Raw genomic sequence first — 26,433 nt, 5'->3', positions numbered from 1 at the left:
GCTTCCCCTAGTAATCCGAATAAAGCCGCACCGGCGTCGGCGTGACGAGCCAGCTGCGCTGCGCGCGTGCGTCGAACGCATAGCGCAGATACACGAGCGCCGAACTCGGCGCGTAGTCGTGCGACCGGTCGACGTGCAGTTGCGCGCCGACGCTCAGGTGCGGATTCACGCGATATTCGACGATGCCGTTCACGCCGTACGAGAACGACACGCCGCGCGTCGAACTGCCCGCGTAGACGAGCCCCGCCGCCTCCTGCGCGGCGCGCTGGTTCGCGAAGGTCGGGTAGAACAGCGAATCCTTTTCATAGCTGTTCGAGATCCCGGCCGTGACGGTCAGGTCCCACGACAGCGCGTCGCGCCGCCCGGCCCATTCGATCGGCACGCCGAGCGACAGGTAGCGCTGCGGGCTGTAGTAGCCGCCCTGCCCGTACGTGTAGTAGCGCAGGTTTTGCGCGTAGTGCCACGCGTTGCCGACGAGCCCCGTGCTCACCTTCATCGTCGCGCGTTCGTACACGGGCACCGTGAAGCCCGAGCGCAGCGTGACTTCCGCGTTGCGCTCGACGTTGCGGCCAGACAGCACGCCCGCGCCGAGTTCGGCGAACAGGTTCACGCGCCCGACGTCGAGCGCCGCGCGCAGGTTCACGCCGTCGCGGCGCACGCCGCCCCAGACCGCCCCGGTCCACGGATCGCGCATCCCCGCATACGACAGCACGCTGCTCGTCTCCGGACGGCGCGACGCGTTCACGGTGAAGCTCGCCGGGCCCGCGTCGAAGCGATAGCGTACGCCCCCGACCAGGTAATGCACCGGGAAGCCGAGCGGCGACGTGCCGAGATCGAAGCGCCACGCGTCCGTGCGATAGCCGGCGCCGAGCGCAACGCCCGTCATCGGCTGATGCAGGTCGCCCGGCGGATGCGCGATCGACGCGGCAGCCGACGGATTCGCGGCGAACGGCGCAGGCAGCCCGATCGGTGAGTTAAGCGCCGCGTAGGTCCCGAACGTCTTCAGCGAATACGCGTTGGGGTCGCTCGTATCGAGCGTGCCGGCGTCCAGATGCACGGTGTCGAGCTGCAGGAACGCATGCCCGTCGTAGCGCACCGGCATCTGCATGTAGATCGGCACCTGCTGTGCACGGTACGCGGAAATCCCTTCGTCGCCCGACTTGTACGCGGGCAGCCAGCCGATCTCGATCTCGGGATCGCGCCGCTGCGCGAGCTCCGCGAACGCGGCCTGCGCGGGCGTGCGGCCGTCGCGGCCCGGGCTCACGCCGCTTGCGCGCTCCTGCGACAGCGACAGCCGGTACAGCGACGCGGCATCGTCGTAGCGGCCCTGCGTCTCGGCCACCCGCCCCGCCGCGACCGTCACGTCGGCGCGGGCCGGGTACGCGGCCTGCAACGGGTCGATCACCTGTGCTGCGTCGTCGGGACGACGCAGTGCGTTCAGCCGGCGCACGATCGACAGCCGCGTATCGACGTCGTCGTCCGGCGTGCGCGCGAGCACGGCCTGCACGCGTGCGAGCGCGGCCGCGCGATGGCCGCTGTCCTCGTCGATGCGCGCGAGCGCGAGTTGCGTGTCCGCATCGTCCGGCGTGCGCGCGACCACCGGCGCGAGCGCGTCGCGGGCCGCGTCGTAATGCCCCTGCGCGCGTTCGAGATCGGCCCGCTCGAGCGCGTAGCGCTTGTCCGCGCGGCCGGCCGGGCTTGCCCGATCGAGCAGCGTGCGCGCGCGTGCATAGTCGCGTTGCGCGATCGCGTCGTCCGTCTGCCGCAGCACGAGCCGCAGCGACTGGTCCTCGATCCGCGCGGTCTGCGCCGGCGTCAGCGCCGGTTCGCGGCGCAACGCGTCGAGCCACGCGGCGAGCGCGTCGTCGCGCGCCGCGCTGCCGAGCAGATCGCCGTAGCGCAGTCGCACGTCGGTGTCGGCTTCGTGCGGATGCGCGGCGATCCAGTCGCGCAACGGCGCCAGACCGCGATCGGGTTCGCCCGCGTCGATCCATTGCGCGCCGATCGAGGCCAGCATGTCGGGATCGTCCGGCGCGCTCGCCTGCGCATGCGCGAGCGCCGCGTCGAATGCCGCGCGATCGCCACGGCCGAGCGCGCCGCGTGCGTCGGTCAACGCGCTTTCGGCATCGAGCTTGCGTGCGAGCGCGCGCATGCCGTCCGAACGATGCGCGTCGTCGACGCCCGCGAGCGCGGCCTGCGCGCCGGCGACATCGTCCAGCGAATTGCGGTACAGCGCGGTCGCATAGCGCATCTCCGGCGACTCGCTCCGTGCGAGCCCGTCGTCCATCACCGTGCGGCCAAGCTGCGGCAGTCCCATGTCGCGGTACAGCCGTGCGAGCGCGAAACGCGTCCACGGCGCGTCGGGCGCCGCACGCACGGCCGCTTCGTAGCGTTGCGCGGCCGGCCCGCGTTCGCCCTTCTCCGCGAGCGCACGCGCGTCGTTCGCAAGCAGGTCGGCACGCAGCCCGTCGAGCGCACGGCGATCGTCACCGCCCGTCATGCGGCTTTGCAGCGCGTCGAGCAGCGGACCGACGCGATCGGCACGGCCGGTGTTCTCGTACAACATGGCCGTGCCGCGCACCGCCGACAGGCTCGGCTCGCGCGCGGCGAGCAATTCGCGCAGCAGCGGCTCCGCGCGCGCCCAGTCGCGCTGTGCGAGCAGCGCATCGGCGAGCTGAAGCTTCGCGTCGGGGCTGTCCGGCTGCATCGCGAGCGCCGCGCGCGCCGCACGTTCGGCATCCTGCGGCCGCCCGGCCGACGCCGCCGCGCGGCCTTGCGCGAGCAGCCCCCAGAACTGCGCGGTGCGCGCGAGACTCTGCCACTTGCCGCGCTGGTCGGTCGACAGCGCAGCGGCGCGCACAAACAGCGCGCGCGCTTCGTCATGCCGGCCTTCGCGCAGGCGCAGCAGGCCGAGCCCGCCGACCGCGTCGGCGTCGTCGGCCCGCGCTTTCGCCGCGCGCGCGAGCAGCGGATCGGCGCCGGCCAGGTCGCCGCGCACGAGCGCCTGCAGGCCGCGCTGCTGCGCGATGTAGTCGGGGTCGCGCTCGAGCCGGCGCTGCGCGTCGCGCTGCCGGTCGAGTGCGGCCGCGCGATCGCGGAATTCGGTGTCGTCCGGCACGAGCGCGAGATACGCGTGCAGCGCATCGAGATAGGCGGAGTCGCTGCCGGCCGACTGCAGCACGCGCCGCCACACGGCCATCGCTTCCGTATGGTCGGCATCGACCCGCTTCGCGAGCGACCACGCGATGCGGTTCGCTTCGGCGCGCGTATCGGCGCGCTGGTTCAGCAGCCGTGCGAGCGCCAGCGCCGCGCTCGAATCTTGCGGGTCGGCCGCGACCGCACGGCGCAGTGCGGCGATTGCCGGCTCGCGGCCGCCCGGCGCGTTCGCGACGATCTGGTAATACTCGGCGCCGAGCGCGCCGGACGGCGCGCCGTTCGGAAACAGCGCGACGATGCGGCGGGCGGCCTCGTCGGCGCGGCCGCTGCGCGCGAGCAGGCGGATCTGCGCCATCTCGCCGCGGCCGCTCGTCGCGACGCGGTATTCGTCGGCCGCGCGCCGCGTGTCGGGCGCCGCGGGCGCGCGCGCCTGCAGGCGTGCGAGCGTGGACTGCGCGCCTTGCGCGTCGCCGAGCCGCAGCAGCACGCGTACCTGTTCCGCAAGCAGTTCGGGATCGTCCGGCGCGATCAGGAGCCCCTTGCGCAGTGCATCGCGGGCGAGGTCGTCGCGATGCTTGGCGCCCCACATGCGGGCAGTTGCAAGCTGACGCTGGACATCGGACGCGGCGGATGCAGCCGCCATCGACGCCGCTTTCGGCGCGACGGGTTTCGTCGCCGCGACGGCGACCGCGGCCGGCGCCGCCGCGGAGACCGACGACGCGAGCCATGCCAGCCCCGCGACACGCCGCGCGGTGCGCTTCATCGGGACGCGCATGAACGGCCCTCCCAGCGCGCATCGAGCGCCCCGTCCGCGCCGAACCGGTAGCGGCCGTCGCGCCAGCCGAGGCCGAACAGCGTCAGCACACTCGAGTAGTAGCCGGGCGGCGACTGGCGCGCGAGCGCATCGACACGCGCGGCCTGCGCATCCGCGAGCGCATGCTGGCCGCGCGCGTCGAGGAACGGCACGGCCGCCGCGGAGAAGCCGCCGTTGCCGTCGTTCGGCCCCGCGACGCCGGTCGTCGTGTCGACCTTCTCCGGCGGCGCGCCGTGCGCGGCGATGTGATCGGCGAATGGCGCGAAGCGCGCGAGCAGCGGTGCCGCGAGCGGATCGGCACGATCGAGCATGCCGGCCCACAGGTACACGCGGATCGCGTTGTACGCGCTTTCCGCGTGGGTCTGCGGATCGGGCGCGAAGCCGGCACCGGCGCGATACAACGCCCAGTCCGGCGCAAAGCCCTTGGGCGCGGTGTCGAGCAGCACGCGGCCGGTGCTCGCCGCGAGCGCGGCCCAGCGGCGATCGTCCGGCAGGCGCGTGGCGAGCCCGCGGATCACTTGCGGCGGCGAATAGCTCGGGTTCACGCGCCATCGGCCGTCGGCCAGCCGGAAGCCGGTCGGCCCGGGCAGCAGCGTAAGGCCGAGGCCCGGCACGCTGGCCGTCTCGTCGTCGAGCACGCGCTTCGCCAGCAGCGCGCCGCGCGCGGTGTAGCTGCGCTCGTGCCAGAGCCGTCCGGCTTCGACGAGCGTGTATGCGATCCACAGGTCGGCATCGGATGCCGCGTTCGCGTCGAGCACGCGCCACGCGCCGTCGGGCGCGCGGCCCCACAGCCACGCGGGCAGACGCGCGCTCAGGTCGCCCTGCGCGAGGTTGTTCTCGGTCCATGCGAGGATCGTGTCGAAGGTGCGCCGGTCGTTCGCGACGAGCGCGAAAAACAGTCCATACGCCTGCCCTTCCGATACCGTGCGCGAATCCGCCGAGCCGACGTCGATCACCCGGCCGTCGGCCGACACGAAATCGCGCTTGAACGCGTCCCAGCGCGGCCACGCCGCGCCGCACCGTGCGTCGGCCGGGTCGCTTTGCGCGGCGTGCGCGCGTGCGGCGGCGCCGGCCGTCGCACACGCGGCCGCGATGGCCAGCACGAGCGTCGCGCCGACCCGCCGCGCGGCCCGTCGCCTTGCGAATGCCCACGCCATCCGTTACATCCCCCGTCGGCGCGCGGCGATTCTCTGCAGCACGCTGAACACGCCGAGCGCGAGCAGCAGCCCCGCGACGACGCCGACCACGCCGAGCACCACCGGGTGCCGCGCCGCGTGCGTCCAGACACGCGCGTACCACGGCACGAAGCCGACCACGTACGGCTCGCCGACGCGCAGGCTGTCGACCTGCCCCGGCCGCACCAGCGCGAGGTCGCCCTGCAGCTGCGACACGAGGCCCGGCTTCTCGAACACGTCGAGCAGGTCGGCCAGACGCGCCTGGTCGGTCGCCGTCAACGCCACGACGCTGCGGCCGTGGCTGCCCGGCAGCTCGAACCCGGCCAACGCCGCGAGCGAGCCGGTCTGCTCGATATGCGCGCCGCCGTCGGCCATGCCCACGCCGTTGCGCCAGCGTTCCTTCACCGAGAACGCGACACGCGTCGCGCCCGCGCCGGCCTGGCGGTCGATCGACAGCGGCAACGCCGTGCGCCAGCGCGACAGCAACGGCGACGCGGGCGAACCGTCGATCACGAGCAGGTCCTTGCCCGCCAGCGCGGCCACGTCGCCGGGCCGCGCGATCTGCACGCGCAGCGCCGGGAAGCCGGTCCACTGCCCCATGTGGCCGAGCATCGTCAGGTAGGCTTCCAGCTCCTGCGGCGACGGCCGCTCCGGCATCACGACCGCCGTCTGCGACAGATCGGCGAAGCGCGTGAACGGGAAACCGCTGTTCGCGAAGAACGCGAGGTTCGGCAATTGCGCGTAATGGACGAAGTGCGAGAAGTCGATCGTCGAATCCGGATCGATCGCCGCGCGCTGCGGCTCGGTCGCGGTGCTCGAACACAGCCCCGTCTTCTGCGAATCGAGCGTGAAGCGGAACTGCAGCTGGTTGCCGCTGCCCACGCGAAACGCCGGGATGTCGACATCGCTCGTCACGCGCCCTTCCGGCACCGACAGCAGCGGCAATTGCATGCGCCCGCGCGCGTCTTCCGCATGCGCCGGCCCGAGCCGGTACGACTTCACGAGCTGATCGTTGATCTCGACGGCGAGCGTCGAGTTGTCCTGCACGGTCGGCGCCGTGTAGCGGTAGCGCAGCGTGATCGGCACGCCCGAGCCGTTCCACGAATGCAGATCGGCCGGCACGCGCAGGTTCAGCCGGATCGCGTCGGGCGACGTGCCGCGCACTTCGAGTTCGCGTGGATCCGACACCAGTTCGCGGAACGCGATCGGCCGGTTCACCGGCAGCCAGCGCGGTGCGTCGTACGGCTTGCGCGGCGCGCCGAGATCGACGTGCGCGACCGTTGCCGCCGGGCCCGACAGCGCCGCGCGGCCGAGCACGAGTGCCGCGACCGCATCGTCGACCTCGGCCGCCGTGCGGCCCGTCACGATCAGCAACTTGCGGCCCGGCGCGGCCGGGTTGTCGGCGACGGCGAGCAGCGGGCCGTTGACCGACGGCAGCGCGAGGCCGGCCGGCAAGGTCGCGGCCGTGCCGACCACCACCGCCTGGTCGTCGGCCGGGAGCGTCGCCGCGACCGGGAAGCGCGCCTGCCGATAGTCGGCCAGCGCACCGAACCACGACGCGAGCACGCCGGCGCTGCGCAGCGTCGCCGAGTCGGGCGATGCCGGCAGCACGAACGGCAGCCGCAGGAGCCCGTTGTCGCGCCGGTCGAAGAACGGCGCGGGCAGCAGTGCGAGATCGTTCGGCAGGCGTACCGGCGACTCGTCGAGGATCAGTTCGCTCGTCGGGCTCACGTCGGCCCACAGTGCCGAGCTCGACGGATCCTCGCAGTGATCGAGCGTGTAATGCGCGATCAGGCGCAGGCCGATCTGGTTGAAATCGGAGAAGTAGCGCGGATCGATCGGGATGTCCTGCGTGACCGTGCGCCCGGCGCGCGTCGCATCGAACGGGACGGTCGCGACCACCTCGCCGTTCATCGACACCTTCAGGTGCGACATCGGAAAGACCAGCGACGGCGAATACGCGTAGGTCAGGCGCAGCCGTGCGCCGGTGACCACGCGATCGAGCCGCACACCCGCATTGATCGTGCGCGCGTCGTCGGCGCCGCGCAGGTGGAGCGGATCGAACGCGCCGAGCGACGCGAACGGCAGGTGCACGGTCGTCGCGGGCAGGCCCGCGGTGGCCGCACTGGCGGCGGCGCCCGGCGCTGTCGCGAGCGGCGGCGCCGCCGTGCCGCCGGCCAGCACCGGCCCGGCCGGAATACCGGCGGACGCCGAAGCGGGCGCGGCCGCATGGAACGCGGCGAACGTGGCGACCGACACGACGAACAGCGACGCGGCCGGCTTCATGCGCGGCCCCGCATCGTCATGATCGTCCGGTCGTCAAGCGCGCCGCAACCGGCGCGCGCAAAGCAGCTATGCCCGTGAGTGCAGATCCCCACTGCTTCCCCTCAAAGTCTGGCCTGAATTGCATTTATCGAAACGACACGGCGAATCATTTTGCTGTCGAATCGTCGGACAGTGCGCACCTGGCACCGGTGCTCGCACATTCGTCACACTATCTCAAAATTGGGACAATTCTCACCCTGATTCGTGCTGATGAAGCGAAAAACAACTCAATCCGGTCGGAAATGCTGCGCGTCGCGATGGAATGGCAAGAGTTACACCGTTGCTGCCGGCCTGGCCGACCGGCATACTGCCGGCGCTGCCGAACCGACGGGCCGGCCGTCCGGGGCACCAACCGGATGCCGGCGGCGGCCCGTTGCGGGCCGCCCGGAACGCGCTGCCGCGTGAGCGGCGCGTATGCTACCGCAAGCCCGCGCCGCGCGCTGAGCTTTCTTCATGGAAAAGTGACTTGGATCAAATCGTCGACACCGCCACCCCGTCCCCCGATACGCTGCTGCGCATCATCGCCGTGCAGGCCGAGATCGTGAAACTCGGCCTCGACCTCGGCAGCGTGATGGCCTACGTGGCCGAGCAGGTCCCGCAACTTACGGGCGCGAGCGGCGCGGCGGTCGAATTCGCCGAAGGCGACGACATGGTGTACCGCGCCGCGTCGGGCTCCGCGGCCGGGATGCTCGGGCTGCGGCTGCGCCGCTCGGGCAGCCTGTCCGGCCTGTGCGTGACGCGCGGCGAACTGCTGCACTGCAAGGATTCCGAATCCGACCCGCGCGTCGACCGCGACGCGTGCCGCCGGGTCGGGCTGCGCTCGATGCTGGTGATGCCGCTCACGCATGCGGACACCACGGTCGGCGTGCTGAAGGTGATGTCGCCGGACATCGACGGTTTTTCGGCCGCCGATGCCGGCACGCTGCGGCTCACGGCCGACCTGATCGCCGCCGCGATGTTCCACGCGGCGCGCAACGAGGCCAACGAGCTGTACCTGCGTGCGACGCACGATGCGCTCACCGGCCTGCCGAACCGCGCGCTGTTCTACGATCGGCTGCGCCAGTCGATGCATACGGCGCTGCGCGCGAACGGCCGGCTCGGCATCCTCAACATCGACATGGACGGGCTCAAGCCGATCAACGACGGCTACGGCCACCGCGCGGGCGACGCCGCGCTGCGCGAGATCGCCACGCGGATGCAGCGCGCCGTGCGGCGCTCGGATACGGTCGCACGGGTGGGCGGCGACGAATTCGCGGTGATCCTGCCGAACATCGCCAGCCGCGACGACGTCGATGCGCAACGCACACGGCTCGCCCGCCAGGTCGGCGAGCCGTTCGAGTTCGAGGGGCATCCGCTGCGGCTCGGCGTCAGTGTCGGCATCGCGATGCTGCCTGACGACGGCACCGACATGAACGCGCTGATCGAGCGAGCGGATCAGGCGATGTACGAGGTGAAGCGCGCGCGAACGCGGCGGGCGGCGCACGCATGACAGGCTTGGCCACCGCGGCCCGCCGGCCGCCCGTGCCGGTCGCGGATGGCTAACCGGGCCGCGGCAGCGCGATCGCCATGCCGATAGAACAGCGTGTCGCCGTCGTACGTGACGAAGTCGGCCGCGCGGGCCGTGCGCGCGCTCACGCCATCTCTCTCGTTTCGTCGTTCGAATCATGCGGCGCCGCCCTCCGGCGCCGGTCCTGCCCGTCCTTCTGCGGCCGTTAGCCGCCCGCTTCGGCGACGCCGGCCTGCACGCGCCGCACCACCGTCACGATCGACAGCACGATCAGCACGCGCCACAGCCACACCGCCACGCTGCCGACCGGCAGACCGACGCCGATCCACAGCGCGAACGCGCCGAGCGCGAGCGCGCGGTCGCTCTTGCCGAACGGGCCGTCGTAGCGGCGCGTCGCACCGGCGAGCGGGCCGATCAGCCCCGCGCATTCGACGATGACCGCCGTCAGCGCGAACAGCCAGACGTCCGCCTGAGCGAACGCGGCGACCGCGAGGAACGGCAGCACGAGCGCGACGTCGGATACGACGTCGCCGAGCTCGTTCAGGTACGCGCCCAGCGTGCTCTTCTGCCCGTGCTCGCGGGCGAGCATGCCGTCGATCGCGTTGAGCGCCATCCGCACGAACAGCCAGATCGGAATCAGCAGGAACAGCACGCGGGCGAACACGCCAAGCCCGGCGAGCGCGCCGACGACGATCGAGCCGCCGGCCGCGAACAGCGTGACCTGGTTGGCCGTGACGCCGCGTTCGGCGAGCGAATCCGCGAACGGGCGCAGACGGTTCTGGAATTTCGGTTTGAGTGCGTAGAGGCTCATCGTTTTATTGGTTTATTCACGTTCGGACACGTTTGCGGCAGCCCCGCCCCGGGCCGCGCACCCATCGGCAGCGGCGTGCAACGGGTGGGCGTAATCGTCGCCGAGCGGTCGCCCGTGCGTCAAGCCGCGCCCCGCGCCGGCGGTGCCGGGCAATCTGGCGTTTTCGACGGAAACTCGCGATAATCCGCTGGCCCGCGAGCGCAGCAATTCATTCGAACTGTGACCGGGCGCTCGTGCAACAGCCGATTATCACGCCGTCGAACGGCGCATTCGCCGCGACGCAACACCGTCGGCGCATCGTCCGATTATCGCGGCCCTGCGACAGGCAGCCACGAATTTGAAAGAACTTAAACAATGGCCGTCCGGTGCGCATTCTGCCGCGCCGGCATTCCGGGATTCCGTCCGCCGCGCATGCGCGGTTGCGCGGGCATGCGTGCAGGAGGCGCGACGCCGATGAACATCCTGAACGTGTGGCAGCGCGACTTCCTGCTGTCGATCGTGCGGCTCGTCGCCGGTGCGTATCCGGTCTGGCATCAGGCACCGCCCTCCCCGACACAGAAGATCTACTTCTCGAACCATACGAGCCATATCGACACGCTCGCGATCCTCGCCGCGCTGCCGCGCGACGTGCGCGCGGTCGTGCGGCCCGTCGCCGCGCGCGACTACTGGGACAGCAGCAACGTGAAGCGCCACATCGCGCAGAAGCTGCTGAACGTCGTGCTGATCGACCGTCACCGCGAAAGCGGCGGCGACCCGTTGGACCCGGTGCGCGATGCACTCCGGCAAGGGCACTCGATCATCATCTTCCCCGAAGGCACGCGCGGCGCCGAAGTCTTGCCGCAGCCGTTCAAGAGCGGCCTGTTCCATCTCGCGACCGAGTTTCCGGAGGTCGCGCTCGCGCCGGTCTACCTCGAGAACCTGCAGCGCATCATGCCGAAGGGCACGATCTGGCCCGTGCCGCTGATCTGCAAGGTGCACTTCGGAGCGAACGAAGCGCTCGCCGCCGGCGAGGACAAGCCGACCTTCCTCGCCCGCATGCGCGACGCGATCGTCGCGCTCGCGCCGCCGCAGCGGCCGGCCGGTTGAACGCGGCGCCCTTCTCTTCCTTTTCCGGACCTCTTCATGCGAACTCTCTTCTGGGAACTGGTCGCAGGCGTCACCGGCGTGCTGGTGCTCGCGACCGTGATCGGCGCGATCCTCGGCGCGCGCAGCGGCGGCACCAGCGCGACCATTGTCAACCTGAACCAGCGCATCCGCGCGTGGTGGGCGATGATCGCCGTGATGGTCATCGCGATCAGCCTCGGCAACAACGTCACGTATCTGGTATTCGCGCTGCTGTCGTACCTGACGCTGCGCGAGTTCATCACGCTCACGCCGACCACCGCAAGCGACCACACGACGCTCTTCATCGCGTTCTTCATCGCGATTCCGGTGCAGTACCTGCTGCTGGCGATCAACTGGTACGGGATGTATTCGATCTTCGTGCCGGTGCACCTGTTCTTCGCGATGTCGCTGGTGTCGGCACTTACGCAGGACACGCGCGAATTCCTGAGCCGCAACGCGAAGATCAACTGGGCGCTGATGGTATGCGTGTACGGGTTGAGCCATGCGCCGGCCGTGCTGATCCTCGACATTCCGCGCTACGCCGGGCAGAACGCGCTGCTGCTGTTCTTCTTCCTGTTCGTCGTGCAGATCAGCGACGTGCTGCAGTACGTGGTCGGCAAGCTGTGCGGGCGCCGCAAGATCGCGCCGCGGCTGTCGCCGTCGAAGACGGTCGAGGGCTTCGTCGGCGGCGGCCTGCTCGCGACGCTGTGCGGCGCGTCGCTGTATCGCGTGACGCCGTTCAGCTTCGGTGCGGCGTTCGGGATCTCGCTCGCGATCGTGATCGCGGGCTTCGTCGGCGGCCTCGTGCTGTCGGCCGTGAAGCGCTCGCTCGGCACCAAGGACTGGGGCTCGATGATCGCGGGCCACGGCGGGATGCTCGATCGCGTCGACTCGATCTGCTTCGCGGCGCCGGTGTTCTTTCACCTCGTGCGGTATTTGTACGTGTGATGCACGGGCGGCGCCATGCCGCCCGTTTCCGCACGTGAAGGATCAGTATCCTTCGCGCAACGCCTTCGGCACGATGTAGCGGCCGCGCGCCGCATCGAACTTCACCGTGTAGCGCACATGAATCGCGTGGCCGCCGCGCGTTCCGGTCTCGGTCACGATCAGCGGATAGGCGATGCCAGCGTCGGTCGTATCGGGTGCGATCTCGAAACGGCGGTCCTCACAGCGGGTCGGGTTGCTTGCGCAGTCGTTCGACGCTGCATTGTCGAGTGCCTCGTTGATGCGCGGCGCGGCCAGTACCAGCGCATCGCCATTCGGCAGCCAGATCGAGCGCAGGCGCTGCGTGTAGCCTTGGCGTGAATCGGCTTCGCCGATCACGAAACCGAACAAATGTGGGCCGAGCCGCTGAATGTGCATCGTGCCCGGCTCGCCGCGCGCGCCGGACGCGATGCCCGTCTTCTTTAGCACCGGTTCGAGTCGACTGCCATCCGCCGACGGCTTCAGCACGTACAGGTCGATCGTACCCGTCGTCACGTCGTCGTCCATTCCAGGTGTTCCGTTCTGCACGGCGTCCTCGGTCTCGCCGCACATCGCGAGCAACGTGCGCGGGCCGTCGGTCGTCGCGACGCGCAACGATCCGCACGGTGTGTAGATGAAGTCATCGGCGCCTGCCTGCCAGCCCTTGCGGTCCGCGCGCCAGCCACCGTACGTGTCGCGGATGAACGCTTGCAGCGCATGCGCGGGATTCGCCGACTCGGCGGCATGGACGGGCGGCAGCGCGGCGAGCGAGGCGAATAGCGCGACGCCGGACAGCGCGGCGAGCGTTGCCGCGAACCGGCGAATGCGCACAGGCTCGACAATCGCGCCGCCTGGCGTAACGATTTCTTTGTTCATCCCTGGATCCGTTCGATGCGTGCGCCCCCATGCCGCACGCGCGGGCGTGCCCACGAGTCCGAAGCGTACACGTACAGCGCGGCATGCGCACGTGCGCATGCCGCGCGCCCTCGATCGGAACCGCCCGCCGGCCATTTACTTACTGCGGATCCCGCTGCCCTGGATCCACGTGCAGCGATTCGCCGATCGCATAGAAGTTGCCGCCCGCGATGTAGTGCAGACTGCGCAACGCCGGATCGGCCGATTCGAAATACCAGTGGCCGTCGCGGAACACGCGCGTGTCGGACCACGCGCCGACCACCTCGCCAATGAACAGGTCGTAAGTCTGCTGGTTGTGCGGCTCCGGAATCAGCTTGCATGCGAGCCAGCCCGAGCAGCCGGCGACGAACGGCAGGTCGTGGCCCTCGACATCGAACAGCGTGACGCCCGCTTCGCGCAGCTTGTCCGGCCGCTCCGCAAGGCTGTGGCTGCCAACCGCATGCGTGAGCTGCAATTGCGCGGCCGTCGGTACCTGGATGACGAAAGTGCCGCTGCGCTCGACGAGCTCGCGCGTCTTCGCCGACTTGTCGAGCACGACCGTCAGTTTCGGCGGCAGGAAGTCGAGCGCGCAGGCCCATGCGGCGGCCATCACGTTGTCGACGCCGTCGTGACGGGCCGACACGAGCACGGTCGGGCCATGGTTGAGAAGACGGTAGGCTTTCTGCAGCGCCACCGGAGCGATGTGACTGTCCATGCGGGTTCCCTGGTGAGCGGCCCGACGCGTGCCGGCCGAAGGCCGCATTCTCGCACCCTGTGCCGATCGACGCTGACGGCGAGCGCGGTTGGGCGCGAGCGCGCGGCATCGCGCTCGCACACGCGATGCGCGCAATAACACATCCGGCCCGCACGACGCGATTCAATTCATTAAATAATCAATTGATGAATCGGCGACGAATGCGTTCTCGTCGAATTTCCACCGAAAATAGCGCGGAATTATCACGAATCCGGCAATACGCCGATCGCTCCCCGTTGAAACGCAAATCGATTGATACACAATTCTCAATAATGTGAATCTCTCAATGGACCTTGCCGAAGCACGCACCTGTCTGCTTTAGGTCACATCGGAGAATTTCATTTTTGCCGTTCGTCGTCGGCTCGGTAGTCTTCCTGCCATTCCGGTTCAAGAAAGCAAGCCAATCGCAAGGAGATGAAATGAAACGCACGACCCTCTCGCTGATTTCGCTCGCATCGTTCGCGGCCATTCCCGCCGCGCACGCGCAGTCGAGCGTCACGCTGTATGGCGTGATCGACACGTCGATCACCTACGTGAATCATGCGCAGGGCAAGGACAACGCGTGGATGCTCGGCAACAGCAGCGCGGGCAACCTCGCCGGCAGCCGCTGGGGCGTGAAAGGCACCGAGGATCTCGGCGGCGGGCTGAAGGCGCTGTTCCAGCTCGAGAACGGCTTCGATCCGAGCACCGGCCGGCAGGGCCAGGGCAACCGCCTGTTCGGCCGGCAGGCGTTCGTCGGGCTGACGAGCGACCGCTACGGCACGCTCACGTTCGGCCGCCAGTACGATCCGCTCGTCGACCTCGTGCAGGGCATCACCGCCGACAACTATCTCGGCAGCGTGTTCGCAACGCCGGGCGACGTCGACAACTACGACAACAGCTTCCGCGTCGACAACGCGGTGAAATACACGTCGGCCGTGTATTCGGGCCTGCAGTTCTCGGCGATGTACTCGTTCGGCGGCATCGCCGGCAGCACCGGCGCCGCGCAGTCGTATTCCGCTGCGGTGTCGTACAACAATGGCCCGTTCAGCGTCGCGGGCGGCTACTTCTACGCGACCAACAGCCCCGCATCGAACGGGCTGCGCACCGGCTGGACGAGCTCGTCGGACGGCACCTTCGACGGCCCGATCAACAACGGTTACGCGAGTGCGCACTCGATCGGCATCGCCCGCATCGCGGGCCAGTACGTCGCCGGCCCGTTCACGTTCGGCCTCGGCTACAGCAACGCGCAGTACCGCCGCGACGCGAGCTCGGTGTTCAACTCGAACGAGCACTACAACACCGGCCAGGGCTTCGTGAACTATCAGGCGACCAATGCGCTGCTCGTCGGCGTCGGCTACAGCTACACGCGCTCGGGCGGCGATACGTCGGCGACCTATCACCAGGTGTCGGCCGGCGCGGACTACAACCTGTCGAAGCGCACCGACGTGTACCTGACCGCCGCGTACCAGCATGCAAGCGGCCGCACGGGCGACGGCAACGGCGGGTCGATGGACGCGCAGGCGTCGATCGGTTCGTATGGCTATGCGGGCACGAGTTCGCAGACGATGGTCAACCTCGGCCTGCGCCACCGCTTCTGATCGATGACGGCCGGCTGCGCGCGGCAGCGTGCGGCCGGTCGCTCGACTCCGGATTCGGGGATCGACGATTCACCGACACGGCGGCTGCGGCCGCCGTCTTCGTTTTCACTGCGCGCACGGCCCGATGCGCCGCCCGTCATTCCGCGTCGCCGCATCATTCACTGCCGCCTTCACCGCACATGACGCGACGCGTCAGGATTGCGACCGCGATCGCCCGCCGGCACGCGCACGATTGCAGTCTTTTTTACCGATTCCGTCCCGTCGCGCATCGATACCTGCGCCAACGGAAAGGCCCGACACATGCGCGGGCAAATGCAAAGGAAAGTTTGACGCGAGCCATTTGACTGCGCGCTATGGCACACTTCGCGTCTGCGTAATTTCCTTGCACCGGGCGGCCGGATTCCGCCCCAACCTGCCATGCCGCGTCAGACTGCCCGTTCGATCAGCCACGCCACGCCGAAGATCGCCGCGACGATCGCGCTGTCGTGCGCGCTGCACGGATTCGCTCAAGCGGACTGTCTCGACGACGCAGCCACGTTCCAGAAGGTGAGCGTGAGCCTGCTGCGCGGCATCGCGCAGGTCGAATCGGGAATGAATCCGAACGCCGTCAACACCAACACGAACGGCACCGTCGACATCGGGCTGATGCAGATCAACAGCACCTGGCTGCCGACGCTCGCGCGCGAAGGCATCACGCGGGAAAGCCTGTTCGATGCATGCACCAACGCGTATGTCGGCGCGTGGATCCTGTCGCAGAACATCCGCCAGCTCGGTGCCAACTGGAACGCGATCGGCGCGTACAACGCCGCGTCGCCCGACAAGCGCCTCGCGTATGCGCGCAAGGTCTATGATGCAATCCGGACCATGCCGGATTCGCCGGATACTCCCATGCCCATCCTGCCCCCCTCCTTCACGCCGCCGCAGCAGGTGCAGCCGTACAACCCGTTCGCGAGCCTGAGCGTGTCGGCACCGCCGGTCGCGCGTGCCCGCACGCTCGCGCCGGCCGCCCCGCCCCCGCAGCCGCAAGGCGGGCCCGCCGGCCCGGCCGGCACGTACAACTTCGGCTGGACGGTCACCGGCGCCGACCAGGCGAAGCCGACCCAGGTGTTCGACGACGGGGCACGAATCTACGTGCAGTTCAGCGACATGAAGCATGTGCCGGCGATCTTCACCGAGACGTCGTCGGGACGCGTGCTGATGTCGTGGGAACTGCAGTTCCCGTATGCCGTTCTGACGCGTCCCGCGCAAACGTTAATCTTCCAGCTCGGGCCGTTCGAGGCGCGCGCGCAGCGCGGCGCTGGTGCGGCGGCGGCAGCGACAGCACAGGGTGGAACGGGAACGACAGCGGGAACGCAGCGTTCGGGGGCGGCGGCAACGGCCGCAACGGCTGCCGCAGCGCCGACGGCGAAGCACGGTGCCAATGCGTCGGCCAAGCGCACCACGTCGTCCGATGCGCTCTGGTACATCGATACGGCGTCGACGTCCGGTTCGGCGACGACCGCGAGTACGGCAAACTCCTCGCCGGCGTCCGCCACGTCCTCGACGCCAGCGACGTGGCCGACCGCAGTGACGTCGAACACACCGGCCCCCGTCGCGACGCCTCAGGCGCCCGCGACGACGAAGCCGGCAGCGCGCGTCAGCACCGACGCGCTCTGGTACATCTCGAAGTAACGCACGCGCCGGCCTGCCGCATCACCCGCGCCGCACCCAGATCACCTTGCCGTCGCGAATGCCGAGATCGCGGCGCTCCGCGCGGTAATCCATCGTGCCCGGCAACGACTTGCCGTCGCGCTCCAGCACGCGCCACAGGCAGCCGTCGAGCAGCGCGGCCGCGTCGGCCTCGGTCCTGCCGATCAGCGCGTCGTCCGGGGCGGCGTCCGCCTTGCACGCAGCCGCGGTGCCCGACGGCGCCGGATCCATGACCGCGCCGCCGGCGGTGGCGTTCGGATGCTTCACATTCATGTCCGCACATCCTGCAAAGGTTGCGCTTGCAACGAGCGCAACGATCATCGCGATCGTTTTCTTCATCGGTTTTCTCCGTGACGCGGCCCGACCGTTCATGCGACGCATGATGCGAGCCGCCGGGCATTTCGTGCGTAATCGATTCCGCGCGCGGCGCGAACCGCGCCCCGGCAGATGCAGGCCGGCGAACGACGGCACGCCGCGACGCCATCAAGCCACTTCAGCCAACCCGCGCCGCTGGCCCGGCGTCGCGCCGGACCGGATTGCATGTTACCGCACGCGATCCGCGGCAGCCGTGACATCGGCGTCCGCATTCCGCATGCGCGATGCGGGCCGCCTTCCCGTTCAGAACTTGTACGTCGCGCCGGCCATTCCGACGTAGTTGCTGCGTGTCTGCACGATCGGGCTGTCGCCGTATCGCCCGAGCAGCCGCGTGAAGCCGCCGGTCGCGCGCACCGACCAGTGCCGCGACACATCCCAGTTCCACGCGAGCGACAGCGTCGCGCTGTCGACCCCGCCGCTCGTCGAATACGGCCTGAACCCGCTCGCGAGCGACTGCGCGTCGGTCACGCCGTAGAACGTCTGCATATAGCGTCCCGTGCCGGCGTGCACGCTACCCGTCGCGACGAACGAATGGCGTCCCGCCTCGAACAGCGGCACCGCGAGATCGACATGGCCGGACAAGCCGCGCGACGCATGCGTGACAGGCGCGTCGACCGCGATCGTCAGTTCGCCGCCATCCAGCAGCTTCACGCCGGCGCGCAAGCCGACGAGCACCGATCCCGGCACCCGGCCCATGCCCTTCAAGTGGTCCGAGCCCGGCAGGCCGAAGCGATTTTCGTCGGCGCGGCCCGCGTCGTAGCCCAACGCAGCCGATACGAATGCACCGTGGGGCAGGTTCAGGCGGTAGCCGGCGCCGGCGTTGGTATCGATGAAGAAGCCATTGCCGAACATCGCCGAAAACGACGGCCCGACGACCGCGCGATACTGGTTGCTCCCCTGGTAGCGCGGTGCGAAGCCGCCACCGAGCGATATCGTGTACTGGTTTTCGGCGTGAGCCAGGGCGGCAAGCGTGAGGCCGGCAAGCGGCATGCAATAGCGCAAGGAGCGGAGGGATGGACGCACGATGTCGGGACAAGAGTGAAGGAGCCCGAAGTCTAGGTTCGGTCGCTCGGCACGACTGTCCGGAAACTGCGGCAAATGTGTGGTCAATTGTGTTCGAATGTTCCCGATTGTCGTGCGCGTCCCCGCGCCTTCGGAACGGCGGATAGAATTCGCGTGCCGCGCTCCGCGCCGCCTGCAGGATGACGGAGGACGCGCGCATTTCGAGGAGACCCATGAACGACAATCCGCTCAAACATCGCGTGCTGCTGATCGAGGATGACGACCGTCTCGCACGTCTCGTGCGCGAATACCTCGACGGCTACGAGTTCGAGGTGACGGTCGTGCGCCGCGGCGATCTCGCGGTCGCCGCGATACGCGAACACAGGCCTGCACTCGTGATACTCGACCTGATGCTGCCGCATCTCGACGGGATGGAAGTCTGCCGGCGCATGCGCGCGTTCACCAACGTTCCCGTGCTGATCCTGACCGCGCGCGCCGACGTCTACGACCAGATTGCCGGCCTCGAAATCGGCGCCGACGACTACGTGACCAAGCCGATCGAGCCGCGGGTGCTTGTCGCGCGTGCCCGCGCACTGTTGCGTCGCGCGCAGCCCGCCGCGTCGGAGCCGCATGCCGACACGCCGGCGCACGAACTCGTGTTCGGCGAACTGGCGATTTCGGCACCGAACCGCACCGTCACGTGGCGCGGTGAACTCGTCGACCTCAAGACCACCGAATTCAATCTGCTGCTGATCCTCGCCCGCTCGGCCGGCACGGTGCTCAGTCGCGACGCGATCCTGAAGCAGTTGCGCGGAATCGAATTCGACGGCATCGACCGCTCGGTCGACTCGGGCATCTCGAAGCTGCGCCGACGCTTCGAGGACGCTTCGTCGGAGCCGCAACGGATCAAGACGATCTGGGGCCGCGGCTACCTGTTCAGCCCTTCTGCGTGGGACGACTGAATGCTGCGCTCTCTGATCAGGCTGTACCTCATCGTGATCCTGTGCTGTGCCGCAGCGATCGTCTTCATTCAATGGTCGTTCAACAGGATCTTCTACGAGCGGGTGGCGCAGGCGCAGCGCAACGCGCTGACCACTTACGCATTCGTGCTGAACGACTACCTCGAACGTCATCCGGGCGGGAAACGCTCCCTCGCGCTGCGGGAACTCGCGCAGCACGGCAACGAGCGATTCGGTTTCGTGACGATGGCCGACGCCCGTGCCGCACTGACCGGCGCGCCGTTGCGCGATCTGGACGCCGGCCGGATCGCGATCAGTTACGACCGCAGGAACTACTACATGCCGCTCGCGGACGGCTCCGTCCTGCATGCTCGCCCCATCGCGCCGGCCGATCTCGACATCCAGATCTACGCGTACGGGATGACCGCGCTCGCGGCACTGTTCGCCGTCGCGCTGTGGATCTCGTATCACTGGCGCGACCTGCGCAAGCTGCAGGCCGCCGCGCACGCGTTCGGCGCGGGCAACCTGTCGACGCGCGTGAAGGTGTCCGGGCGGTCGAACATCTACGAGCTGTCGCGGCAGTTCAACGACATGGCCGAGCGGATCGAAGCGTCGATCAAGCAGCAGCGCGAGATGATGCACGGCATCTCGCACGAGCTGAAGACGCCGCTCGCCCGCCTCGAATTCGGCCTCGCGCTGCTCGCCGATTCCGACGACAACGGGCGGATGCGCGCACGTCGCGACGAACTGCGGCGCGACGTGCGCGAACTCGACGAACTCGTTACCGAACTGCTGACGATCGGGCGGTTGGAACAGGGGGCAAGCGAGCTCGCGCCAATGGACGTCGTCGTCGACGCGCTGATCGACAGCGTCGCCGGCAACGTCGCGAACGATGTCGCGGATCGCGGCCTCACGCTCGGCGTCGCGACGACCGGCGCGCCCGCGACCCACGTCTGCGATCCGAAGCTCGTCGCGCGGGCGCTGCTGAACCTGATCCGCAACGCCGCGCGTTATGCGTCGCGCACGATCCTGCTGTCCGCCACGCACGATGCGTGCGGCGCGCTCGTGCTCAGCGTGGACGACGACGGCCCCGGCATTCCGGTCGCCGAACGCGCGCGCGTGTTCGAACCGTTCCAGCGGCTCGACTCGAGCCGCGATCGGCAGACGGGCGGGTTCGGCCTCGGGCTCGCGATCGTGCGCCGCGTCGCGCTCGTACACGGCGGCGATGTGCGGCTAGAGGATTCGCCGCTCGGCGGCGCACGCTTCGTGATGACGCTGCCGTCGCATGCGTTGCCGGCGTTCCGCGGCGATGGGTCGTCGGCGTGCTGATGCCTGCTCGCCGCGAACGCGCGAGCGGACCGCGCGCGTCGGATGAAAGCAGGAGGCGCGACGCTTCACAGCGTCGCAGCCGTCGATCGGCGTCGCTTATCCGCCGACCTTGAACGCCGGCAACTGCTGCCCGAGCCGCGCGCCCATTTCCGCGCCGAGCGCCTGCAACGCATTGAACGGGCGGATCATCACCTCGAATTCGACGATCCGTCCGTCGGTGTCGAAGCGGATCATGTCGATCCCCTTCAGCCGCTTGTCGCCGACCGTCGCACTGAATTCCAGCACGACGCTCGTGCCGTCGTCATCGGCGAACGCGCGGTGATATTCGAAGTTCTCGAGGATCGTCAGCACCGTGCGCAGCGCCAGCAGCAGCGCGGGGGCCGGCCCGTACGCCTTGAACGCCATCGGCGAGCGGAACACGGCGTCCGGATGGACGATCGTGTCGAGCTCGCTGAAGTCCTTGCGCGCGAGCATCGCGTGCCAGGTCGCGAGCGATTTCGCAACGGCGGGCAGCACATTCGATAAAGGTTGCATACTCAACGACTCCGGGGACGTCACACAAAGGATGCTCGACCGAAGGCGGCGGATCGGGCCGCCCTCGGATCGTCCGGCACGGCGCGCGTCATGCATCCGGCAGGATCACGACCTTGCCCTTCACCTGCCGGTTCGCCATGCGCGCGATCGCGTCGGCCGCGCCCGCGAGCGGCACGCGCTCGGTGATCGCGGGCCGCACCTTGCCGGCCGCGAACCATTGCGCGAGCTGGTGCATGTTCGCCGCATGTTGCGCGGGGTCGCGCCGCACCGCGTCGCCCCAGAATACGCCCAGGATGTCGCGCTCCTTGAGCAGTGCAAGATTCAGCGCAATCTTCGGAATTTCGCCCGCTGCAAAACCGATCACGAGGAACCGGCCGCGCCACGCGGTCGCGCGCAGCGCCGCCTCGCTGTACGCGCCGCCGACCGGATCGTAGACGACGTCCGCGCCGCGTCCGCCCGTCAGTTCGTCGACGCGGCGCCGCAGATCCTCGGTCGCGTAGTCGATCGTGTCGTCGGCGCCGGCTTCGCGGCATAGCGCGAGTTTCTCCGCGCTGGACGCGGCCGCGATCACGCGCGCGCCCAGCGCCTTCGCAATCTCGATCGCGGCGAGCCCGACACCGCCGGCCGCGCCCAGCACCAGCAGCGTCTCGCCCTGCTGCAGGCGTGCGCGCTGCTGGAGCGCATGCAGCGACGTGCCGTAGGCCAGCACGAGCGCCGCGCCCTGCTCGAACGACATCCCCGGCGGCAGCGCCGCGATCTGGTGGACGTCAGCCACGCATTGGCCGGCGAAGCCGCCGTGGCCGGTGAATGCGACCACCGCGTCGCCCGGCCGCCAGGTGCTCACGCTGTCGCCGACCGCGTCGATCACGCCGGCGAATTCCGCGCCCGGCGAAAACGGCAGCGCCGGCTTCACCTGATACAGCCCCTGGACGATCAGCGCATCGGGGAAATTGAGCGACGCCGCCTTCACGCGGATCCGCACCTGGCCGGCGGCCGGTTCGGGAATCGCGACATCCTCGATACGCAAGCGGTCGATCGGGCCGAATGCGGTACACAACAGGGCTTTCATGCTCTCCATTCTCCTTGCGCGACAGCGCCGCGCATCGATACGGCAGCGGGACGCGCCCGCCGGCGGCGCCGGAACCGGCCGATTGAGTCGTGACTGCGCATGCTGGCGGGAAACTTAGCACGGTCGTTCTAAAACAACAATGGCGGGTCGCCCCGACGGGAATCCGGGCGCGATGGCGGCATACGAAGGTGGAACGCGCATCGATACGGGTCCGGGCACGCGACGCGCGCGATGCGCGGCGTGCCCGGGCCCGGCCCGGCTCACGCGTGCGGCGGCAAGTCCGCGTCGTCGTCGGCCAGCGTGCCGAGCGGCACGAAAATGTAGCCCTTCCCGCGCACGGTGCGGATATAGCGATAATCGCCGACGGCCCGCTCGATCAGGTTGCGTAGCCGGAAAATCAGCACGTCGAGCCCACGCTCGGAGCGTCCGGCCACGTTCAATCCCAGCAGCGCGAGAATCTCCGCGCGCGACAGCACGCGCATCGGCTGCGAGATGAACAGCTCGAGCAGCGCGAATTCGCTCGCACGCAACCCGAGGTCGTATCCGGCGCGGGTCGCGCGCCGACTGACGAAATTCACCTCGATGTCGCCGAATGCGTAGGATTCGGGTTTCCCGCCCGCGCGCACCGGCTCCGCGCGGTTCGCCGCATACCGGCGCATCGCGCTGCGCACGCGCGCGACCAGTTCCATCGGCTCGAACGGCTCCACGACGTAGTCGTCCGCACCGAGCTCGAGCGCGACGACCTTGTCGACCACTTGCGCGTCGCGGCTGATCACGATCACCGGCATGTCGTGGCCGGCACGCCGCAGCGCACCGAGCGCCATGTGGAACGCCGTGGCCGGCCGTTCGACCCGCAACACGATCAGCGTGGGCGGTGCCTCGGTCACGTGCGCGAGCAGCAGCGACACGTCGTCGAGCGCGGACGAATCGATCTGGCAGCCGCGCAGCAGCGCGCGCATCATGTCGCGCACGCGCGGATCGGGCTCTACGACGAGAACTCGGGTGGTCATAAGAAATCGCCCGGCACGACGGCTCGAACAGTGCATCGCGACGTCACGTCGCCTCGCGGTCCGGCCGCAACGGCCCGGCACGGCCTGCACGAACCCGCGAGCGTGCGGCACCGGCGACTACACATGCATGCAGCAATCGAGACTCGTCAGAAAATAGCTCAGGCTCTTGCGAATCGACGCCTCGACCTCCCTCACGTCGCTGGGCGCCGGCGACCGGCCGAGCAGCGTCGCGACGATGTCCAGTGCCTCCCAGGGATGCCGGTCGTCGTAATCGGCATGCAGCTTGAGCCAGCGCATCGCGCGATGCCGCACGGCCGGATCGAACTGCTGTTCGTACGGCGATGCGCAAAGCAGCGCACTCCACTCGCCGGTCACGCCTTCGATCGCGTAGTTGGTCGCGGCGATGCTCGGCGCGAGCGCGTCGGCGCTGGCGCTCTTCCAGCACCAGTGGCTCAGCGCGAATCCGGCGAGCGGCGCGTCGCCGCGCAGCAGCATGTCGATCGTCACGCCCGATTCCGCGGCCCAGTTGGCCCAGTGATCGACGTGATTCTGCTCGACGCGGATATTGCGGATCAGATAGCGCCGCGCCTTTTCCTCGCCGCGCGACCGATAGGCGGCGGTCTTCACCAGGTTCATCGCCATGTATTCCGGAAACTGGCTGACCACCGCCCAGCCGGTCACGAAGAAGGCGCGCAGTTGCGACGCACGCAGCGTCCCGCCGCTCATCGCCGCGAACACCGGATGCGACCGGACGCGCGCCTTCAGTTCGTCGGTCGCGCCGACCACGTCGCGCAGCCAGGCCGGATAGCTCGCCAGGTCCATCAGGTCGCCGGTCAGTTCAAATGGAGCACTCATGCGTTCGTACCTCGCTTGTTCAATGGAATCCCCCTTCCCGCCAGGGCGCGGGGCGGCTGAAGTAATAGCCCTGGCAATAGTCGACGCCGAGCGCACGCAGCATCTCGGCCGTCGCCGTGTCCTCGACGTGCTCGGCGACGGTGCGGTACTGCATCACGTGCGCGATGTCGTTGATCGCGGACGCGATGCCGCGCTTGATGCTGTCGGACGTCATGGTCGCCACGAGGCCGCCGTCGATCTTCAGGTAGTCGATCGGCAACTGGCGCAGATACGAAAACGACGACATGCCGGCGCCGAAGTCGTCTAGTGCGAAGCGGCAGCCGAGATCGCGCAGCTCGCACATGAAACGCGACGCGACCTCGAGGTTGCGCACCGCGCTCGTCTCCGTGATTTCGAAACACAGCAGCGACGGGTCGAGCCCCGACGCCGACAGCTCGGCGATCACGAACTCCACGAAGCGCTCGTCGGTGATTGACATCGCCGACAGGTTCACGTTGTATTCGACGTACTGGCGCTGTTCGAGCCGCGCGAGACGCCGGATCACGGTGCGCACGACCCAGCGGTCGATCATCGTCATGTGGCCGTAGCGCTCGGCAGCCGGCAGGAACACCGGCGAGATCAGCTTGCCGTCGGCATCCGGGATGCGCAGCAGGATCTCCGCGCGCTCCTGCGCGCCGAGCGCCGGCTGGATCGGCACGATACGTTGCGCATACAACTGGAAGGAATTCGTTTCCAGCGCGGTCTTCACGCGCCGGCTCCACTGCATGTGATACGCCTGACGGCCCGAGTTCATGTCGCGCGAATCCGCGACGTGCACGCGATTGCGGCCGCGATCCTTCGCGACGTAGCACGCGATGTCGGCCATCTGCATCGCCTTCTCGACGCTCTCGGGCCGGCAGGCGAGATCGAGCACGCCGATGCTCACGCTGATCTTGAACGGCTCGCCCTCCCACAGAAACGTGAAGTCCTCGAGACTCGCGCGGATGCGCTCCGCCTTGCCGCCGTCCCGCGCGCCATCGCGGCCGCCCGGCAGCAGGATGCCGAATTCGTCGCCGCCCAGGCGGCCGATCACGTCACCGTCGTCGAGACAGCGCGCGAACACCGCCGTCGCTTCGCGCAGCAGCGCATCGCCGGCCGCGTGCCCGCACACGTCGTTGACTTCCTTGAAGCCGTCCAGGTCGAGTACCAGCAACATCCCGTCGCCGCGTTGCGCCAGCCCGTCGCCCAGGCGCCGCTCGAACGCCGTGCGGTTGATGAGGCCGGTCAGCGCATCGTGCGATGCCTGCCATGTCAGCTTCTCGATCAACTGGTGTTCGCGTGTCATGTCGCGCAGGATCAGCACGTAGCCGACGCAGCGGCCCGCGGTGTTGTCCATCTTCGACAGCGACGCGCGCACCGGCACCGCGGAGCCGCACACGCGGATCAGGTCGAGATCGCGGGTAAACGTGTGATCGCCGCTGTTGCTGAGCGACGCGAGCAGCTTGATCGACATGCCGGTCGACGTGTCGATCAGGTCCAGCACGTCGTTGATCGGCTTGCCGACGCACAGCTGCGCCGACGCGCCGAGCAGCTGCTCGGCAGCCGGATTGACGGTCTCGATGCTGCGCGTGAGGCCGATCGTGACGATCGCATCGGCGACCGAGCGCAGCGCGGCTTCCGCGAACGCCTGGCTCCGGTCGAGTTCGGTCTGCATCGACACCTGCTGGCGTTGCGCGCGGCTCGCCCATCGCACGGACAACAGGATGATCAGCAGCGACGCGACGATGTATGACAGGAACAGCTGGATGACGGCCGAGCGAAATTCGGCGCTCAGCTCGGCGGAAAAGCGCTTCGGCAACGGTTCGATGTGCGAATTGAGATCCCAGATCGCGCGGTTCAGGCGGCTCGTGCGCCGGACGTCGTCCGCATGCACGGACTCGCGCAGCGCATCGGCGATCTCGCGCAGGTCGACCAGCTGCCGATCCGCGTCCTCCCAGTATTGCAACGCGGCGTTCAGGCGCGCGAAGCTGCTCAGGATCGGATAGAACCACACCACTGCCGCCGCGTCGACGGGATTGATGCCCGCCGCGATCAACGCCCGGCGCGCCACGCCGTGGTCCGGCGGCAGGCTGGTCATCGCGCGGCGCGCGACGCCGAGAAATGCGAGGGTTCGATCGACTGCCAGGTAATCGTCGAACAGCTTTGCGTCGCCGGTCTGCCCGTAGCGGCTCAGCAGGATGATCTCGTCCTTCTGCGCCTTCGACCAACTGCTCTCGCCGCCGACGTACACGCGCAACGACATGATCACGATCAGGCTGACGGCGACGAACCCGGCCAGCGCGACGATCACGACGACGATCGGCAGGATGCCGAGCGCCGGACTCCATGGCCACACATGAAACGAGCTGCGCTGACTCTGGAGCTTCGAAATGTTTTCCATACCTGATTGACTTCTTTTCTGATTCTTCTCGATGCCGCCGGCCTGCCGCATCGCTGCGCGCTCCGGCCTCTCCCCCTTCCGTCCCGACGCGCCGGCGCTCATGCAGTCG

20 protein-coding genes are annotated in these 26,433 nt (G+C 68.8%); 7 read left to right on the top strand and 13 right to left on the bottom strand.

Annotation, left to right across the window (positions count from 1 at the left end; all coding sequences use genetic code 11):
* Positions 1 to 7: 7 nt before the first annotated feature.
* The 3 genes from HW466_RS07815 to bcsB are packed head-to-tail and all read right to left on the bottom strand — an operon-like array spanning position 8 to position 7,431.
* Positions 8 to 3,931, bottom strand: coding sequence for a cellulose synthase subunit BcsC-related outer membrane protein (locus HW466_RS07815; RefSeq protein ID WP_176316074.1), 3,924 nt, complete (start codon positions 3,929 to 3,931; stop codon positions 8 to 10).
* Complete coding sequence (bcsZ, locus tag HW466_RS07810) at positions 3,916 to 5,127, bottom strand: cellulose synthase complex periplasmic endoglucanase BcsZ (RefSeq protein ID WP_174906048.1); 1,212 nt, start codon at positions 5,125 to 5,127, stop codon at positions 3,916 to 3,918. The genes HW466_RS07815 and bcsZ overlap by 16 nt, the downstream gene beginning before the upstream one ends.
* A gap of 3 nt (positions 5,128 to 5,130) precedes the next feature.
* Entirely contained in the window at positions 5,131 to 7,431 is a 2,301-nt protein-coding gene (gene bcsB / locus HW466_RS07805) for a cellulose biosynthesis cyclic di-GMP-binding regulatory protein BcsB (RefSeq protein ID WP_174906047.1), read from the bottom strand.
* 505 nt (positions 7,432 to 7,936) lie between these two features.
* Between bcsB and HW466_RS07800 the strand changes: the two genes are divergently transcribed.
* Positions 7,937 to 8,959: a sensor domain-containing diguanylate cyclase gene (locus tag HW466_RS07800; protein WP_059806286.1), complete on the top strand. Its 1,023-nt coding sequence runs from the start codon at positions 7,937 to 7,939 to the stop codon at positions 8,957 to 8,959.
* Positions 8,960 to 9,182: 223 nt separating this feature from the next.
* On the opposite strand, the gene HW466_RS07795 is transcribed toward HW466_RS07800, so the two are convergent.
* A complete protein-coding gene (locus HW466_RS07795) occupies positions 9,183 to 9,788 on the bottom strand; it encodes a CDP-alcohol phosphatidyltransferase family protein (protein WP_059449311.1) in 606 nt (201 codons plus the stop codon).
* 453 nt (positions 9,789 to 10,241) lie between these two features.
* Between HW466_RS07795 and HW466_RS07790 the strand changes: the two genes are divergently transcribed.
* Together HW466_RS07790 and HW466_RS07785 are read left to right on the top strand one after the other, a co-directional pair.
* Complete coding sequence (locus tag HW466_RS07790) at positions 10,242 to 10,874, top strand: lysophospholipid acyltransferase family protein (protein ID WP_059506214.1); 633 nt, start codon at positions 10,242 to 10,244, stop codon at positions 10,872 to 10,874.
* 36 nt (positions 10,875 to 10,910) lie between these two features.
* The gene (locus HW466_RS07785; protein ID WP_059506159.1) at positions 10,911 to 11,840 is read left to right on the top strand and encodes a phosphatidate cytidylyltransferase; all 930 of its coding nucleotides are present in this window, start codon (positions 10,911 to 10,913) and stop codon (positions 11,838 to 11,840) included.
* 42 nt (positions 11,841 to 11,882) lie between these two features.
* Here the strand turns inward: HW466_RS07785 and HW466_RS07780 are convergent, their stop codons facing one another.
* Both HW466_RS07780 and HW466_RS07775 read right to left on the bottom strand, forming a co-directional pair.
* Positions 11,883 to 12,731 (bottom strand): topoisomerase IV, encoded by an 849-nt coding sequence (locus tag HW466_RS07780; RefSeq protein ID WP_151005486.1) that lies wholly within the window; start codon positions 12,729 to 12,731, stop codon positions 11,883 to 11,885.
* Positions 12,732 to 12,870: 139 nt separating this feature from the next.
* Complete coding sequence (locus tag HW466_RS07775) at positions 12,871 to 13,464, bottom strand: flavin reductase family protein (RefSeq protein ID WP_059789856.1); 594 nt, start codon at positions 13,462 to 13,464, stop codon at positions 12,871 to 12,873.
* A 458-nt stretch (positions 13,465 to 13,922) separates the two neighbouring features.
* Between HW466_RS07775 and HW466_RS07770 the strand changes: the two genes are divergently transcribed.
* Both HW466_RS07770 and HW466_RS07765 read left to right on the top strand, forming a co-directional pair.
* Entirely contained in the window at positions 13,923 to 15,083 is a 1,161-nt protein-coding gene (locus HW466_RS07770; protein ID WP_151005488.1) for a porin, read from the top strand.
* Between the two features lie 417 nt (positions 15,084 to 15,500).
* Positions 15,501 to 16,754, top strand: a complete 1,254-nt coding sequence (locus HW466_RS07765; protein WP_174906046.1) for a lytic transglycosylase domain-containing protein — start codon at positions 15,501 to 15,503, stop codon at positions 16,752 to 16,754.
* 21 nt (positions 16,755 to 16,775) lie between these two features.
* Here the strand turns inward: HW466_RS07765 and HW466_RS07760 are convergent, their stop codons facing one another.
* Together HW466_RS07760 and HW466_RS07755 are read right to left on the bottom strand one after the other, a co-directional pair.
* On the bottom strand, positions 16,776 to 17,111 hold the full coding sequence (locus HW466_RS07760; RefSeq protein WP_059789861.1) for a hypothetical protein: 336 nt from the start codon (positions 17,109 to 17,111) through the stop codon (positions 16,776 to 16,778).
* A gap of 279 nt (positions 17,112 to 17,390) precedes the next feature.
* The gene (locus HW466_RS07755) at positions 17,391 to 18,137 is read right to left on the bottom strand and encodes a MipA/OmpV family protein (RefSeq protein WP_151005995.1); all 747 of its coding nucleotides are present in this window, start codon (positions 18,135 to 18,137) and stop codon (positions 17,391 to 17,393) included.
* Between the two features lie 245 nt (positions 18,138 to 18,382).
* Between HW466_RS07755 and HW466_RS07750 the strand changes: the two genes are divergently transcribed.
* Entirely contained in the window at positions 18,383 to 19,111 is a 729-nt protein-coding gene (locus tag HW466_RS07750; RefSeq protein WP_059449318.1) for a response regulator, read from the top strand.
* A complete protein-coding gene (locus HW466_RS07745; protein WP_059506147.1) occupies positions 19,112 to 20,437 on the top strand; it encodes an ATP-binding protein in 1,326 nt (441 codons plus the stop codon).
* A 96-nt stretch (positions 20,438 to 20,533) separates the two neighbouring features.
* Here HW466_RS07745 and HW466_RS07740 read toward each other — a convergent pair whose 3' ends face one another.
* The 5 genes from HW466_RS07740 to HW466_RS07720 all read right to left on the bottom strand — a co-directional run bounded on the left by HW466_RS07740 (position 20,534) and on the right by HW466_RS07720 (position 26,324).
* Complete coding sequence (locus tag HW466_RS07740; RefSeq protein ID WP_420908195.1) at positions 20,534 to 20,971, bottom strand: nuclear transport factor 2 family protein; 438 nt, start codon at positions 20,969 to 20,971, stop codon at positions 20,534 to 20,536.
* A gap of 88 nt (positions 20,972 to 21,059) precedes the next feature.
* Complete coding sequence (locus HW466_RS07735) at positions 21,060 to 22,040, bottom strand: NADPH:quinone oxidoreductase family protein (protein ID WP_151005994.1); 981 nt, start codon at positions 22,038 to 22,040, stop codon at positions 21,060 to 21,062.
* Positions 22,041 to 22,300: 260 nt separating this feature from the next.
* Positions 22,301 to 23,050: a winged helix-turn-helix domain-containing protein gene (locus HW466_RS07730; protein WP_059546251.1), complete on the bottom strand. Its 750-nt coding sequence runs from the start codon at positions 23,048 to 23,050 to the stop codon at positions 22,301 to 22,303.
* Between the two features lie 117 nt (positions 23,051 to 23,167).
* Positions 23,168 to 23,905, bottom strand: a complete 738-nt coding sequence (locus HW466_RS07725) for an iron-containing redox enzyme family protein (RefSeq protein WP_059789868.1) — start codon at positions 23,903 to 23,905, stop codon at positions 23,168 to 23,170.
* Positions 23,906 to 23,924: 19 nt separating this feature from the next.
* A complete protein-coding gene (locus HW466_RS07720) occupies positions 23,925 to 26,324 on the bottom strand; it encodes a putative bifunctional diguanylate cyclase/phosphodiesterase (RefSeq protein ID WP_060348572.1) in 2,400 nt (799 codons plus the stop codon).
* Positions 26,325 to 26,433 lie beyond the last annotated feature (109 nt).

Origin of the sequence: Burkholderia territorii, from assembly GCF_902833055.1 — a bacterium.
GTDB classification, from domain to species: Bacteria; Pseudomonadota; Gammaproteobacteria; order Burkholderiales; family Burkholderiaceae; genus Burkholderia; species Burkholderia territorii.
This window is presented reverse-complemented; position numbering and strand designations above follow the sequence as displayed.